General features: G+C 33.1%; 17 protein-coding genes. 16 read left to right on the forward strand and 1 reads right to left on the reverse strand.

All coding sequences use genetic code 11. The annotated features are described in order from the left end of the window. The first annotated feature begins 75 nt into the window (after positions 1-75). The 14 genes from efp to AC1RPQ_RS02605 all read left to right on the forward strand — a co-directional run bounded on the left by efp (position 76) and on the right by AC1RPQ_RS02605 (position 11560). Entirely contained in the window at positions 76-636 is a 561-nt protein-coding gene (efp, locus tag AC1RPQ_RS02540) for an elongation factor P (protein ID WP_409022631.1), read from the forward strand. Positions 637-655: 19 nt separating this feature from the next. Next, positions 656-1087, forward strand: coding sequence for an Asp23/Gls24 family envelope stress response protein (locus AC1RPQ_RS02545; protein ID WP_409022630.1), 432 nt, complete (start codon positions 656-658; stop codon positions 1085-1087). Positions 1088-1095: 8 nt separating this feature from the next. After that, positions 1096-1533: a transcription antitermination factor NusB gene (nusB, locus tag AC1RPQ_RS02550; protein ID WP_409022798.1), complete on the forward strand. Its 438-nt coding sequence runs from the start codon at positions 1096-1098 to the stop codon at positions 1531-1533. 106 nt (positions 1534-1639) lie between these two features. Then, positions 1640-2491 (forward strand): bifunctional methylenetetrahydrofolate dehydrogenase/methenyltetrahydrofolate cyclohydrolase FolD, encoded by an 852-nt coding sequence (folD, locus tag AC1RPQ_RS02555; protein ID WP_481761244.1) that lies wholly within the window; start codon positions 1640-1642, stop codon positions 2489-2491. After that, complete coding sequence (gene xseA, locus AC1RPQ_RS02560) at positions 2484-3824, forward strand: exodeoxyribonuclease VII large subunit (RefSeq protein WP_481761245.1); 1341 nt, start codon at positions 2484-2486, stop codon at positions 3822-3824. Before folD ends, xseA begins: the two co-directional genes overlap by 8 nt. Before the next feature lie 3 nt (positions 3825-3827). Beyond that, positions 3828-4061 carry an exodeoxyribonuclease VII small subunit gene (locus AC1RPQ_RS02565; RefSeq protein ID WP_409022627.1) on the forward strand — a complete coding sequence of 78 codons (234 nt, stop codon included), beginning with the start codon at positions 3828-3830 and terminating at the stop codon, positions 4059-4061. After that, the gene (locus AC1RPQ_RS02570; protein ID WP_481761246.1) at positions 4054-4941 is read left to right on the forward strand and encodes a polyprenyl synthetase family protein; all 888 of its coding nucleotides are present in this window, start codon (positions 4054-4056) and stop codon (positions 4939-4941) included. Before AC1RPQ_RS02565 ends, AC1RPQ_RS02570 begins: the two co-directional genes overlap by 8 nt. 8 nt (positions 4942-4949) lie before the next feature. Then, positions 4950-5774 carry a TlyA family RNA methyltransferase gene (locus AC1RPQ_RS02575; RefSeq protein WP_481761247.1) on the forward strand — a complete coding sequence of 275 codons (825 nt, stop codon included), beginning with the start codon at positions 4950-4952 and terminating at the stop codon, positions 5772-5774. 89 nt (positions 5775-5863) lie between these two features. Beyond that, positions 5864-6319, forward strand: coding sequence for an arginine repressor (locus AC1RPQ_RS02580; RefSeq protein ID WP_481761248.1), 456 nt, complete (start codon positions 5864-5866; stop codon positions 6317-6319). Positions 6320-6377: 58 nt separating this feature from the next. After that, positions 6378-8054: a DNA repair protein RecN gene (gene recN / locus AC1RPQ_RS02585; protein ID WP_481761249.1), complete on the forward strand. Its 1677-nt coding sequence runs from the start codon at positions 6378-6380 to the stop codon at positions 8052-8054. Between the two features lie 62 nt (positions 8055-8116). Further along, a complete protein-coding gene (locus AC1RPQ_RS02590) occupies positions 8117-9328 on the forward strand; it encodes a betaine/proline/choline family ABC transporter ATP-binding protein (RefSeq protein ID WP_481761250.1) in 1212 nt (403 codons plus the stop codon). 2 nt (positions 9329-9330) lie between these two features. After that, complete coding sequence (locus AC1RPQ_RS02595) at positions 9331-9960, forward strand: ABC transporter permease (protein ID WP_481761251.1); 630 nt, start codon at positions 9331-9333, stop codon at positions 9958-9960. 24 nt (positions 9961-9984) lie between these two features. Continuing rightward, positions 9985-10905 carry an osmoprotectant ABC transporter substrate-binding protein gene (locus AC1RPQ_RS02600; protein WP_481761403.1) on the forward strand — a complete coding sequence of 307 codons (921 nt, stop codon included), beginning with the start codon at positions 9985-9987 and terminating at the stop codon, positions 10903-10905. Position 10906: 1 nt separating this feature from the next. After that, positions 10907-11560 (forward strand): ABC transporter permease, encoded by a 654-nt coding sequence (locus tag AC1RPQ_RS02605; protein WP_481761252.1) that lies wholly within the window; start codon positions 10907-10909, stop codon positions 11558-11560. A 41-nt stretch (positions 11561-11601) separates the two neighbouring features. Here AC1RPQ_RS02605 and AC1RPQ_RS02610 read toward each other — a convergent pair whose 3' ends face one another. Further along, positions 11602-11934: a hypothetical protein gene (locus tag AC1RPQ_RS02610; RefSeq protein WP_409022619.1), complete on the reverse strand. Its 333-nt coding sequence runs from the start codon at positions 11932-11934 to the stop codon at positions 11602-11604. A 180-nt stretch (positions 11935-12114) separates the two neighbouring features. Between AC1RPQ_RS02610 and gmk the strand changes: the two genes are divergently transcribed. Then, positions 12115-12735, forward strand: coding sequence for a guanylate kinase (gene gmk, locus AC1RPQ_RS02615; protein ID WP_481761253.1), 621 nt, complete (start codon positions 12115-12117; stop codon positions 12733-12735). Continuing rightward, entirely contained in the window at positions 12732-12947 is a 216-nt protein-coding gene (rpoZ, locus tag AC1RPQ_RS02620) for a DNA-directed RNA polymerase subunit omega (RefSeq protein WP_409022617.1), read from the forward strand. The genes gmk and rpoZ overlap by 4 nt, the downstream gene beginning before the upstream one ends. Positions 12948-12990 lie beyond the last annotated feature (43 nt).

The raw sequence follows: 12990 nt of genomic DNA on the forward strand, positions 1-12990 counted from the left end.
ACTTGCTTTTATATGTCCATTATTGCTATTATTAGAACTATGAGATACACGAGATAGTAGGAGGAATATTATATTATGATGTCCGTTAATGAATTTAAAAATGGTGTTACAATCGAAGTTGATGGTGATTTATGGCGTGTTGTTGAATTTCAACATGTTAAACCGGGTAAAGGTTCTGCTTTTGTTCGATCAAAACTAAAGAATCTCCGTACAGGTGCTGCTCAAGAAAAAACATTCCGTGCTGGTGAAAAAGTTCAAAAAGCACAAATTGATAATAAAAAAATGCAATATCTTTATGCTGATGGTAACAACTATGTATTTATGGATATGGATACATATGAACAATTAGAATTACCAGAAGAACGCGTGCATGAACAATTAAATTATTTGAAAGAAAACTTAATTGTTAATGTTATTATGTTTGGCACTGAAACACTTGGTGTTGACGTTCCTAATACAGTTGAATTAAAAGTAGCATCAACTGAAGCGGGTATTAAAGGTAATACACAATCTGGTGGAACTAAACCTGCTGTTCTTGAAACAGGATTAGTTGTACAAGTGCCATTCTTCGTTAATGAAGATGAAATGTTAATTATTAATACACAAGATGGCACATATATTTCCAGAGCACAATAAATCGACGGAGGTTAAACTTATGGCTGAAGAAACAAATATTGTTTTAAAAAGTACTGAACCTTCTTTGGGTGACATTAAGATTGCACCTGAAGTTATTGAAATTATTGTTGGAATTGCTGCTAACCAAATTGATGGTGTTTACTCAATGCGTGGGACAATTGCTAAAAATTTAACTGAATTATTTGGCCGTAAAAAGTCACTGGGTAAGGGTGTTAAACTTGATTTAACAGATGACCAGTTGAATATTGATGTTTTTGTTTACCTTGATTACGGTGTATCTGTTCCTAAGGTTGCATTAGTGATGCAAGAAAAGATTAAACAACAATTACTATTTATGACAGGTTTAGAAATTATTGAAGTAAATGTTCATGTTGAAGGGGTTATTCCTGAAAAGGAAGCCGATAAGATAGATACTGACGATTTATTTTCAGAAAAAGATGGTGAAAATTAGTGAGTGTAATAGTAACTAGACATACGATTCGCGAAAAAGCATTTCAAGCATTATTTGCGTTAAATTCTAACCCAGATGGTGATAGAGAGGCTATTTATCGTGAATTGTTAGAAGTTCCTGATGAAGAGTCGGCTGTAATTCCACCTTATTTAGAAGCATTAGTTTCAGGTGTTAGTGATAAACAAGCTGAGATAGATTCTGTTATTGAAGAAAATCTAACATCACGCTGGAAACTATCACGCTTAAACAATACGGATTTAATTATTTTGAGATTAGCTATTTACGAAATGAAATACGTAGATGATGTTCCTGCTAAGGTAGCATTGAATGAAGCTTTAGAAATTGCTAAAGAATTTAGTGATGATGAATCAAGAAAATTTGTTAATGGTGTGTTAGATCCAGTTGTTGAAAAAATGCCTGTTGATATTGAAAAAACAAATGAATAATAATGATTGAGAAGTGTTGCATTTTTTGCGACACTTTTTTTTTAGAAATGAATACCTTAAATATGATAAAATGTAAGAAGTAAAAATGGAATAGAGGTGCTAAATTATGGCTAAATTAATTGATGGTAAAAAATTGGCACAAATAACGACGGATAATTTAAAATCTGAGATAGAAGCTTTAAAGAAAAAGAATGTCTTTCCTACATTAGCTGTTATTGTAGTTGGAGAAAATCCAGCAAGTAAAATATATGTTAAGAATAAGCATCGAATTGCTGAATCTATTGGGATAAAATCGATTGTTAAAAGATTACCTGATACGATATCAGAAAAAGAGTTGCTAAATCTCATTAATGACTATAATGATAATTCAGATATTAATGGCATATTAGTACAGTTACCTTTACCGAACCAAATTGATGAAAAAAAGATAACCGAAGCTATTAAACCAGAAAAAGATGTTGATGGATTTCATCCGATAAATATTGGACGATTAGCCATGAATGATCCACTAGCAATTCCATGTACACCACTGGGAATTATGAGAATGTTTAACGCATACAATATTGATTTAGACGGTAAAAATGCAGTTGTTGTTGGCCGCAGTAATATTGTGGGTAAACCAATGGCGGCGTTACTTTTAAACGCTAATGCAACAGTAACGATAACGCATAGTCATACGGAAAATTTATCAGAGATAACTAAACAGGCTGATATTTTAGTCGTTGCAATTGGTCAAGCAAACTTTATTAAAAAAACCGATGTGAAACAAGGTGCTGTAGTCATCGATGTCGGGATGAACCGCTTAGATAGTGGTAAGTTAGCGGGAGATGTCGATAAGGAAGTTGCAGAGGTTGCAGGATATCTGACACCAGTACCAAAAGGGGTTGGACCTATGACGATTGCAATGTTGATGGAACAAACAATTGAATTAACAAAACGGAGTGTTGGCATTGAATAAAGATAATTATTTATCAGTTACATCATTAACAACATATTTGAAGAAAAAATTTGATGCTGATCCTTATCTTGGGACCGTTTATTTAACTGGCGAAATTTCAAATTTAAGACCTCGACCTAATGCGCATCAATATTTTAGTTTAAAAGATGATCATGCTAAAATTAGCGCAATTATGTTCCGTTCAGCTTTTGATAAAATAAAATTTAAACCAGAAGATGGCATGAAAGTTTTAGTTATGGGCCGTATATCTTTATATGAAGCGACAGGTAACTATCAAATATATATTGAGCGAATGGAACCTGATGGTGTTGGTGCGTTATATCAAGCCTATGAGCAGTTAAAAAATAAGCTACAAGCTGAAGGATTATTTTCAGCACCAAAACAGGCATTGGTTAAATATCCTAAACGAATTGCTGTGATTACAAGTCCTTCAGGGGCTGTCATTAAAGATATTATGACAACCGTTAAAAGACGTTACCCGATTGCTCAATTAGTTTTATTTCCTGCGATTGTACAAGGTGACAAAGCAGCTAATGATTTAGTTAAGCGGTTAAAACAAATTAACGAATTAGGCCATTTTGACACGATTATTATTGGTCGAGGCGGTGGCTCAATTGAAGATTTATGGCCATTTAATGAAGAATCTGTTGCAAGGGAAATATTTGCTAGCCAGATTCCAATTATTTCTTCAGTTGGACATGAGACAGACACAACCATTGCTGATTTAGTGGCCGATGTTCGGGCAGCAACGCCAACAGCAGCAGCAGAATTAGCTGTCCCTGTTTACGCCGATGAATTAATTAAGATTAATCAATTAAAATTGAGACTATTACAAGTAACACAAAATATTTTAAGTTTAAGAAGACAACAATTAGATAAGATTCAACAATCATATGTTTTTCAACAACCTAATCGGTTATATGAGGGTTACCTTCAAAACTTAGACAATTTAGCACAACGCTTAATGCAAGTAACAAAACAAATTATCACAATTAAGAAACAACAATTTGAACAAGCTAATGGTCAGTTGCGCTATCAAAATCCGCAACAATTGGTTAGTCAACTGCAAGATCAAGTAAAACAACAAAACAAACAGTTACATCAATTAATGACCTACTTACTTGAAACAAAGAAACAACAGGTTGGCGAAAAAATAAATGCGCTTGATTTATTAAGTCCATTGAAGATTATGGGACGAGGATACAGTTACGTATCTATGGAAGATAAAATTATTAAAAGTATTAATTCAGTGAATATAGATGATAACGTCGTGTTACACCTTACAGATGGTAAAGCATATGCAAAAATTGAAAAAGTTGAAAAAGGAGAATAAAAAATGGCTGAAAAAAAAGCGACATTTGAAGATAACTTAGTAGAACTTGAAAAAATTGTAACAGAACTAGAACAAGGTGATGTTCCTTTAGAAAAAGCATTAACCCAATTTCAAAACGGTGTTAAGTTGAGCTCAAAATTGCAAAAAACATTGGAAAATGCTGAAAAAACATTAACCAGTGTCATGAATGATTCTGGTGAAGAAGTGCCATTCGAACAAGGCTTAGAAAATGAGTAACTTAACTAAATTTTCTGATATCGTATTACCAGAATTTAATCAAATTATGTTGAATCAATTACAGGCTTTAGACACTGAAAAAAAGTTAAAAGAATCGATGACTTATTCAGTTGAAGCGGGTGGTAAACGTATTAGACCACTAATCATTTTTGTTATTTGTCAAATGCTTAATCGTAAACTTGATAAGTCAGTTTATTCTATTGCTGGTGCATTAGAATTAATTCATACCTATTCATTAATTCATGATGATTTGCCTGCGATGGATGATGATAATTTAAGACGTGGTAAACCAACAAACCATATTATTTTTGGTGAAAGCATGGCAATTTTAGCTGGTGATGCACTAAATACATTAGCCTTTGAATGGATCAGTAACGCAGAGTTGCCTGATTCACAAAAGGTATTACTAATGGGTCAACTAGCTAGGTTAGCTGGCCCAGAGGGAATGGTTGGCGGTCAAGTTGCCGATATTGAAGGTGAACAAAAAGAGTTATCATTAGCGCAGTTGAAACAGGTGCATAAGCGTAAAACGGGTGATTTAATTGAATTTTCAGTTTACGCAGGTAGCATACTTGGAAAAGCGACTGACCAACAGCACGTAGCGTTTATGGCATATGGACGTCATTTTGGGTTAGCTTTTCAAATCTATGATGATATTATGGATGTCGTTGGGACATCTGAAGAGATGGGCAAGGCTGTTCATAAAGACAATCAAGAAAATAAAAATACGTATCCTGGACTAATGGGAATTGATCAAGCTTATAGGATGCTCGAAGAAGTAACCAATCAAGCTAAAGATGCTATTCAAACGCTTAAGCAAACAGGGTTGGAGACAGAGTATTTGGAAGAATTGTTACATTACTTTAAATTAAAAAATTAGGAGTCACTATGAAAAAAGAGCGCATTGATGTTTTATTAGTTAAACAAGGGTTATTTGAAACTCGTGAACAGGCCAAACGTGCAGTTATGGCTGGTGAAATTCTGGGTGAGAATGAAGAACGATTGGATAAACCAGGTGTTAAAATTTCTGAAGAAACTGTGCTTCATTTTAAAGGTAAAAAATTACCTTATGTGAGCCGCGGTGGACTTAAATTAGAAAAAGCCCTTAAAGTATTTGATGCAACCGTTCAGGATAAAACGGTCTTAGACATTGGATCATCAACCGGTGGCTTTACCGATGTTGCTTTACAAAATGGCGCAAAATTAAGTTATGCGTTAGATGTTGGTACCAATCAATTAGTTTGGAAATTACGACAAGATCCAAGAGTTGTTGTGATGGAAAATACTAACTTCAGATATAGTAAAAAAGAAGATTTTGAATTTGGACAACCCAATTTTGCAACAATAGATGTATCGTTTATTTCATTACATCTTATTTTACCTGCATTAAAGAAAATTATTACTGAAAATGGGGATGTTGTGGCATTAATAAAACCCCAATTTGAAGCAGGAAAAGAAAATGTTGGAAAACATGGTATTGTACGAGATGAAAAGATTCATCGTCAAGTGCTCGAAGACATTGTTCAATTTTCTATTTCCACTGGATTTAATGTTGCGGATTTAAGCTACTCACCAATTAAGGGTGGCGAAGGTAATATTGAATTTTTAATTCATTTAAAGTCTGCGATAAATGAAATTGGCGAGATTTCGGATAAGGTTAGTATCGATGGCGTATTAACTGCTGCATACGATAACCTGAATGCCGTTAAATAAGGATTTAAAGTGAAGTTCTTTAATAATAATTGAAATTACGTTATACTAACTCTATGGGTGGTAGAGGTTATCGGGTGAGGGGGACTTTAATGAAAAAGCAAGAACGGCAACGTTATGTTCGTGAATTATTGAAGAACAATAATATTGATAAGCAGGAAGATTTTGTGAGTTTGCTTAAAAAACAAGGGATTACAGTCACACAAGCAACTATTTCTAGAGATATTAAAGAAATGCAATTAATTAAAGTGCCATCTGCTGATGGAACTTACAGTTATAATTTACCTGTTCAAAAAAAATTGAATACAGAAAAAAAATTAACTAAAACGTTAAAAGATGCTTTTATATCAACTGATGTTCAAAATGAAATGTGTCTCGTTAAGGTGACGCCAGGAAGTGGTCCAGCAATCGTATCTTTAATTGAACAAATGAATTATTCATTTGTTTTTGGTACTTTAGGCGGAGATGGATCAGCTCTAATTATCTGTCACTCGAACAAAGATGCGTTAAAGTTAAGTAAAATTTTAAATGAGATTGTAACTGAATAGATAGAAATAAAATCTGTGACATTTGTTTCAGATTTTTTCTATTAAAGGGGTGAAAAAAATGTTACAAGAATTGACAATAAAAGATTTTGCCATTATTGATTCTTTGAATATCGATTTCATGGCTAATATGACAGTTTTAACAGGTGAAACTGGTGCGGGTAAATCCATTATCATTGATGCTTTGGGCCTCTTATCAGGTGGTAGAGGGTCCCAAGAATTTATTAGAAAAGATGCAAAAAAAATGGTGCTACAAGGACTCTTTATGCCAACTGAAAACTCAAATACGTTAACGAAGTTGGACCAATTAGGTATTGGCCATGATGATAACTCTGTGATTTTACAACGTGAAATACATAGATCTGGTAAAAATATTTGTCGCATAAACGGTATGTTGGTTAACACGAGTACACTAAAATCAATTGGTGAAACGTTAGTTGATATTCATGGCCAAAATGAACATCAAGAATTAATGCAACAGGATAAGCATTTGGGCATGTTAGATGAATATATTAAAAATGATATTCAAACACTGAAGCATAGTTATCAAGAAGCATTTGAATACTATCAAAACCTAAATAAGTTACAAATAAAAAGACAAACAAATCAAAACGAATGGGCACAACGATTAGATATGTTACATTTTCAAAAAGATGAAATTGAAAGTGCAGATTTAATTGAAAATGAAGAAGACATATTAAGCGCTGAAAAAGAACGTCTAGAAAATTTTCAAACTATTAATCAGTCACTGGATGCAAGTTACCAAGCGTTATCGGGTGATGATGAAAATACAGTTGACCATGTTGGTGTTGCAATGTCTAACATGCTAAAAATTGATAATTTAGATAGTGAATATAAAGACTTAGCAGAACGGTTGTCGTCAGCCTATTATATGCTGCAGGATGCATCTAGTGACCTATTGCGTCAGTTAGACTCCCTGGAATGGGATGAGCAACGATTAAATGAGATTGAAAATAGGCTTGAATTAATTGTACAATTAAAACACAAATATGGTGATTCTGTTGAAAAAATATTAGCTTATTTGAGTCTTATATCTGAAGAATTAATTGAAATGGAAGCAACTGAAGGTAATGCAGATGATTTAGATAATCAAGTTAATTTAGCTAGAAAAGAAGCCCATAAATTGGCTGATAAATTAACTAATGTTCGAAAAAAAGCAGCCATCATTCTACAAAAAGAAGTGCATAAACAGTTAAGTGAGTTGTATATGGACAAAGCCGTTTTTGAAGTTAAATTTGATTCACTCAATCAGTTAAATAGTACCGGACAAGATAAAGTTGAATTTTATATTCAAACAAATGTTGGGGAAACAATGGGGCCATTAGCTAAGATTGCTTCTGGTGGTGAACTTTCTCGAATGATGTTAGCGTTAAAGACAATTTTTTCTAGGACGCAAGGTGTCACAAGTATTATATTTGATGAAGTTGATACAGGAGTTAGTGGACGTGTTGCCCAGGCAATTGCTGAAAAAATTAATCAAATTGCCCAACAATCACAAGTTCTATGTATCACACATTTGCCACAGGTTGCTGCAATTAGCGAGCACCATTACTTTATAGCTAAAGAAGTGATTTGTGAACGTACAGAAACATCTATTAAATTGTTATCTAAGGAAGATCGTATTCAAGAAATTGCTCGAATGCTTGCCGGTTCTGAGATTACACCTTTAACTGTTAAACATGCTGAAGAATTACTAAATACGGCACAAAAAAAATAATTAAAACCAAGGTACTACTATGAATAGATGATTGGTTAGTTATAAAAAAGGAGAGTACTAATATGCTTAAGTTTGATAAAATATCAAAAATTTATAAAGGTAATAAAGCTGTAGATAATTTTAATTTGGAAGTTCAAGATGGTGAATTCATTTGTTTCATCGGAACATCTGGTTCAGGTAAAACAACTACTATGAGAATGATTAACCGTATGTTGACACAAACAGAAGGTACAATCACTATTGATGGTAAAGATATAGCCAAAATGGATCCCGTTAAATTACGTCGTAAAATCGGATATGTTATTCAAAATATTGGTTTAATGCCACATATGACTATTCGTGAAAATATTACATTAGTACCAAAATTATTAAAATGGCCTGAAGAAAAAAGAGATGAACGCGCTAAAGAAATGATTAAATTAGTTGAACTACCAGAATCATATTTAGACCGTTACCCATCTGAACTTTCTGGTGGGCAACAACAAAGAATCGGAGTTGTCAGAGCTTTAGCTGCTGATCAAGATATTATCTTGATGGATGAACCTTTTGGTGCGCTTGATCCTATTACTAGAGAAGCTTTACAAGATTTAGTTAAAGATTTACAAGAACGTTTAGGTAAGACATTCGTTTTTGTTACTCATGATATGGATGAAGCTTTAAAATTAGCAACACGAATTGTTGTTATGTCTGAAGGAAAGATTGTTCAAGCAGATACACCCGATAATATTTTGAAAAATCCAGCAAATAAATTTGTTGAAAACTTGATTGGTCAAGATAGACTTATCCAAGCTCGTCCAAGTATTACAACTGTTGGTCAAGTTATGTTAGCTAACCCAGTTTCAATTACACCAGGTAAGTCATTAGTAACAGCTATTCGTTTAATGCATGATCGTCGAGTTGATACGTTGTTAGTTACTGATGATGCTGGTATTTTAAAGGGTTATATTGATATTGAAAGCTTAGATTATAGTTTCAATACATCAAGTAGTGTCAGCGATATTATGAACAAAGATATTTTCTATGTTAAAGAAGATTCATTAGTTCGTGATACTGTTGAACGTATTTTAAAACGTGGATTTAAAAATGTACCTGTTATTAATAAAGATGGTATATTAGTCGGAATTGTAACCCGCGCTACCCTAGTTGATATTGTTTATGATGCACTTTGGGGTGATGAAAATAGTGCTTCTCATGAAGAAGTAACTAAAATAATGACGTCAGACTCAGGTACAGATACCGATGAAACTAGCCCAAGTTCAACGAAGGAGGGTTAATAATGACTTCATTTTTACAAGAATATGGGGCAATGATTGTCTCAAAATTATGGGAACATATTGAAATTTCAGGAATGGCATTATTTTTTGGAGTAGCAATAGCTGTTCCTTTAGGAATTTTACTAACAAGATTACCTAAGACAGCCAATATTGTAATTGCAATTGCTAGTATGTTGCAAACAATTCCTGCTTTAGCTTTACTAGCCATGATGATTCCTTTATTTGGGATTGGTAAGTTACCAGCTGTTGTAGCATTATTTATCTATTCGTTGTTACCAATATTAAGAAATACGTATATTGGTATTAAAGAAGTGGATCCAGTGTTAAAAGACGCTGCTAAAGGGATGGGTATGACTAATTTGCAGTCGATTCTGCAAGTTGAATTAGTTATGGCATCTCAGGTTATTATGTCTGGAATTCGTTTAGCTGCAACTTATGTAATTGCTTGGGCAACATTAGCTTCATATATTGGTGCTGGTGGCTTAGGGGATATGATTTTTAATGGATTAAATTTGTATCAACCAAAATTAATTTTAGGCGGTACAATTCCAGTTATCTTATTAGCCTTACTAGTTGATTTTATACTTGGACAGGTTGAAAAAAAGGTAGCACCAAAAACAACAAGAAATTAAGGAGGCTTTAACATGAAAATTACGATGAAAAAAATACTTGTTAGCTTAAGCCTTCTGTTTGCCGGTGTGAGTCTATCAAGTTGTGGGTTTCCTGGTTTAACAGGTGGCTCTGAATCGACAATTAAAATTGTCGCACAATCAACGACGGAATCTCAAATTATTGGATCAATGCTACAACAATTGATTGAACATGAATCAGATAATCAAGTAGAACTGATAAATAATTTAGGTTCTGGTACATTAAGTTTTAATGCACTCAAAAACGGTGATGCAGATATATCATCTGCTAGATATACAGGAACTGACTTAAGTGCGGTATTAAATAAACCAGTAGAAAAAGATACCGTTAAAGCTAATAAAATAGTTAAAGATGGATTCGAAAATAGATTCCAAATGAAATGGTTTGATAGTTTAGGTTTTGCTGATACTTATGCATTTATGGTTACAAAAGAGACAGCTAAAAAGTACAATTTAAACACAGTATCTGATTTAAGAAAAATTGAATCTAAATTAACAGTCGGTGTTGATGCCAACTGGATTAGCCGTGTAGGTGATGGTTACGATGGTTTCCAAAAAGAATATAATATTAAATTTGGTAACATTTATCCTATGCAGATTGGATTAGTCTATAGCGCTTTGGCAAAGGGTAAAATGGATGTTGTTCTTGGATATTCAACTGATGGCCGAATTAAGAGTTATGATCTGAAAATTTTGAAGGATGATCGTCACTTCTTCCCACCATATTCAGCAAGCCTTGTTGCAAATGATTCTATCTTGAAGGAACATCCTGAATTAACACCGCTTATTGATCGACTTAAAAACAAAATTAATTTATCAACAATGCAATCATTAAATTACAAAGTTGATAATGATTTTTACGAACCAGCAGTAGTTGCAAAACAATTCTTAGAAGAACATCATTACTTCGAAAAGGCGGGTGATTAATATGAATACTTTTGATCAATTGATGTCTTATTTTAGTAATAATGGGTTATATGTTTTACAAGAATTTACAAGACATTTTTTAATTTCAATATATGGTGTGATAATTGCTGCAATTATTGGGATTCCAATCGGAATTTTTATCTCAAAACATCATAGATTGAGCGATGTAGCAATAGGTGCTGCTAATGTTATTCAAACTGTACCATCATTAGCAATGTTATCTATTATTATGTTGGGACTAGGTTTAGGTGTTAATACAGTTATTGTAACTGTTGCACTTTACTCACTATTACCTATTTTAAAAAATACGTATTCAGGGATGATTAATGTTGATCCTGGCGTTCTTGATTCTGGTAAAGGGATGGGAATGACGAGACTTCAAATCCTTTATATGATTGAGTTACCGTTATCATTATCAGTTATCATGGCCGGAATTAGAAATGCATTAGTTGTTGCAATTGGTATTACAGCAATTGGTTCATTTATTGGTGCAGGTGGACTTGGAGATATTATTATCCGAGGAACAAATGCAACTGATGGAGCAGCTATTATTTTAGCTGGTGCATTGCCAACAGCTCTAATGGCCGTTATTGCTGATGCAATTTTGGCACTTATTCAAAGAAAATTTGATCCAACAACAATTAAACGTAAATAAAAAAATGGTCATTTTCTAGTTGTTATAGAAAGTGACCATTTTTATATTGAATCGATTAAAGCGATATAACGGAGTTGATTATCAGTAAGAAGGTAAGTGATATTCGTATATTGCGTTTTAAATATTAATTGATTAGAACCAGAACGTCGGTGTAAGGTACCACGAAGTTCTTGGAATTCTTTTTGAAATCCAGTTGGATTTAATTGTAAAATAATTGTTTTTTTCATTTTTAAAACTTTTTCTGTAAAGAGTGCTAATTGAAATTGAGGCATTTGTGGTCTTAAAATAAAGTCATCTAAATCAAAAATTTTATGATATGAATATTGTAGTGTTGAGCCAATAGTTTGAATTGTTGTTTGTTGTTTATTTTGCATAATAAAGTTCCTCCCCGAACGTTTGTTTGTATTTTCATTATACGAACAAACGTTCGGTAAAGCAAGTGTTAATTTATAATATATTTAAAAGATGACAACAGCGCATAAAAAGCTTGAATAATAGCCGTAAAAAGTGCATACTATTTATTAATACTTATCTTAGAGGAGTTTACAAATTTAATGGCTAATCGTGGAATGTTGATCGTACTATCTGGTCCATCAGGGGTCGGTAAAGGAACCGTAAGAAAAGCAATTTTTGACCAAGCTGACAATAAGTTTCTTTATTCAATTTCAATGACCACTCGTAAAATGCGAGAAGGCGAAGTTGATGGTGTTGACTATCATTTTGTATCAAAAGAAGAATTTGAGAATGAAATTTCAACGGGCGGTATGTTAGAATACGCCAAGTATGTTGACAATTACTATGGAACACCGTTAAAATATGTAAATAAGATGCTTGACGCTGGTCAAGATGTCTTTCTTGAAATTGAAGTACAAGGTGCTATGCAAGTTCGAGAAAAAATTTCTGATGGTTTATTTATTTTCTTAACGCCACCTGATTTGATGGAATTAAGACAAAGAATTACAGGACGTGGAACGGATGATTCTGCAACTATTGATAAACGAATGACAAAAGCCATTGGTGAGATTGATATGATGCAGAATTACGATTACGCGGTTGTTAATGATGAAATAAATGATGCTGTTGAAAAAATTCAAACGATTATTAAAGCTGAACGTTGGCGTGTAAAACGATTTTTACCTGACTATAGAAAACAATTAGGAGATGTATTTAAATGATTTTATATCCTTCAGTAGATGACTTATTGAAACAAGTAGATTCAAGATACTCATTAATTATGTTAGCAAGTAAACGTGCCCATGAATTAGATGCTGGCGCTCTACCAATGCTTTCTAATTACAAATCAAAAAAGAATGTTGGACGTGCTTTGGAAGAAGTTGTTACTGGTGATTTAATTATTGATCCAGTTGAAAAAGAAGATATTCGTTAATCTGATTAAATGAAAAGGAGTTAAGACAAGCTAATTGTCCTAA

This window comes from Dellaglioa sp. CoH-57-MRSF-21, from assembly GCF_056781915.1.

What these genes read in the sequence shown, in the direction of transcription:
- AC1RPQ_RS02545 (WP_409022630.1), top strand. Translation starts at nt 656, where the DNA reads ATGGCTGAAGAAACAAATATTGTTTTAAAAAGTACTGAACCTTCTTTG.
- AC1RPQ_RS02600 (WP_481761403.1), top strand. Translation starts at nt 9,985, where the DNA reads ATGAAAAAAATACTTGTTAGCTTAAGCCTTCTGTTTGCCGGTGTGAGT.
- AC1RPQ_RS02590 (WP_481761250.1), top strand. Translation starts at nt 8,117, where the DNA reads ATGCTTAAGTTTGATAAAATATCAAAAATTTATAAAGGTAATAAAGCT.
- efp (WP_409022631.1), top strand. Translation starts at nt 76, where the DNA reads ATGATGTCCGTTAATGAATTTAAAAATGGTGTTACAATCGAAGTTGAT.
- folD (WP_481761244.1), top strand. Translation starts at nt 1,640, where the DNA reads ATGGCTAAATTAATTGATGGTAAAAAATTGGCACAAATAACGACGGAT.
- rpoZ (WP_409022617.1), top strand. Translation starts at nt 12,732, where the DNA reads ATGATTTTATATCCTTCAGTAGATGACTTATTGAAACAAGTAGATTCA.
- AC1RPQ_RS02595 (WP_481761251.1), top strand. Translation starts at nt 9,331, where the DNA reads ATGACTTCATTTTTACAAGAATATGGGGCAATGATTGTCTCAAAATTA.
- recN (WP_481761249.1), top strand. Translation starts at nt 6,378, where the DNA reads ATGTTACAAGAATTGACAATAAAAGATTTTGCCATTATTGATTCTTTG.
- AC1RPQ_RS02605 (WP_481761252.1), top strand. Translation starts at nt 10,907, where the DNA reads ATGAATACTTTTGATCAATTGATGTCTTATTTTAGTAATAATGGGTTA.
- AC1RPQ_RS02610 (WP_409022619.1), bottom strand. Translation starts at nt 11,934, where the DNA reads ATGCAAAATAAACAACAAACAACAATTCAAACTATTGGCTCAACACTA.
- AC1RPQ_RS02575 (WP_481761247.1), top strand. Translation starts at nt 4,950, where the DNA reads ATGAAAAAAGAGCGCATTGATGTTTTATTAGTTAAACAAGGGTTATTT.
- AC1RPQ_RS02570 (WP_481761246.1), top strand. Translation starts at nt 4,054, where the DNA reads ATGAGTAACTTAACTAAATTTTCTGATATCGTATTACCAGAATTTAAT.
- gmk (WP_481761253.1), top strand. Translation starts at nt 12,115, where the DNA reads ATGGCTAATCGTGGAATGTTGATCGTACTATCTGGTCCATCAGGGGTC.
- AC1RPQ_RS02565 (WP_409022627.1), top strand. Translation starts at nt 3,828, where the DNA reads ATGGCTGAAAAAAAAGCGACATTTGAAGATAACTTAGTAGAACTTGAA.
- AC1RPQ_RS02580 (WP_481761248.1), top strand. Translation starts at nt 5,864, where the DNA reads ATGAAAAAGCAAGAACGGCAACGTTATGTTCGTGAATTATTGAAGAAC.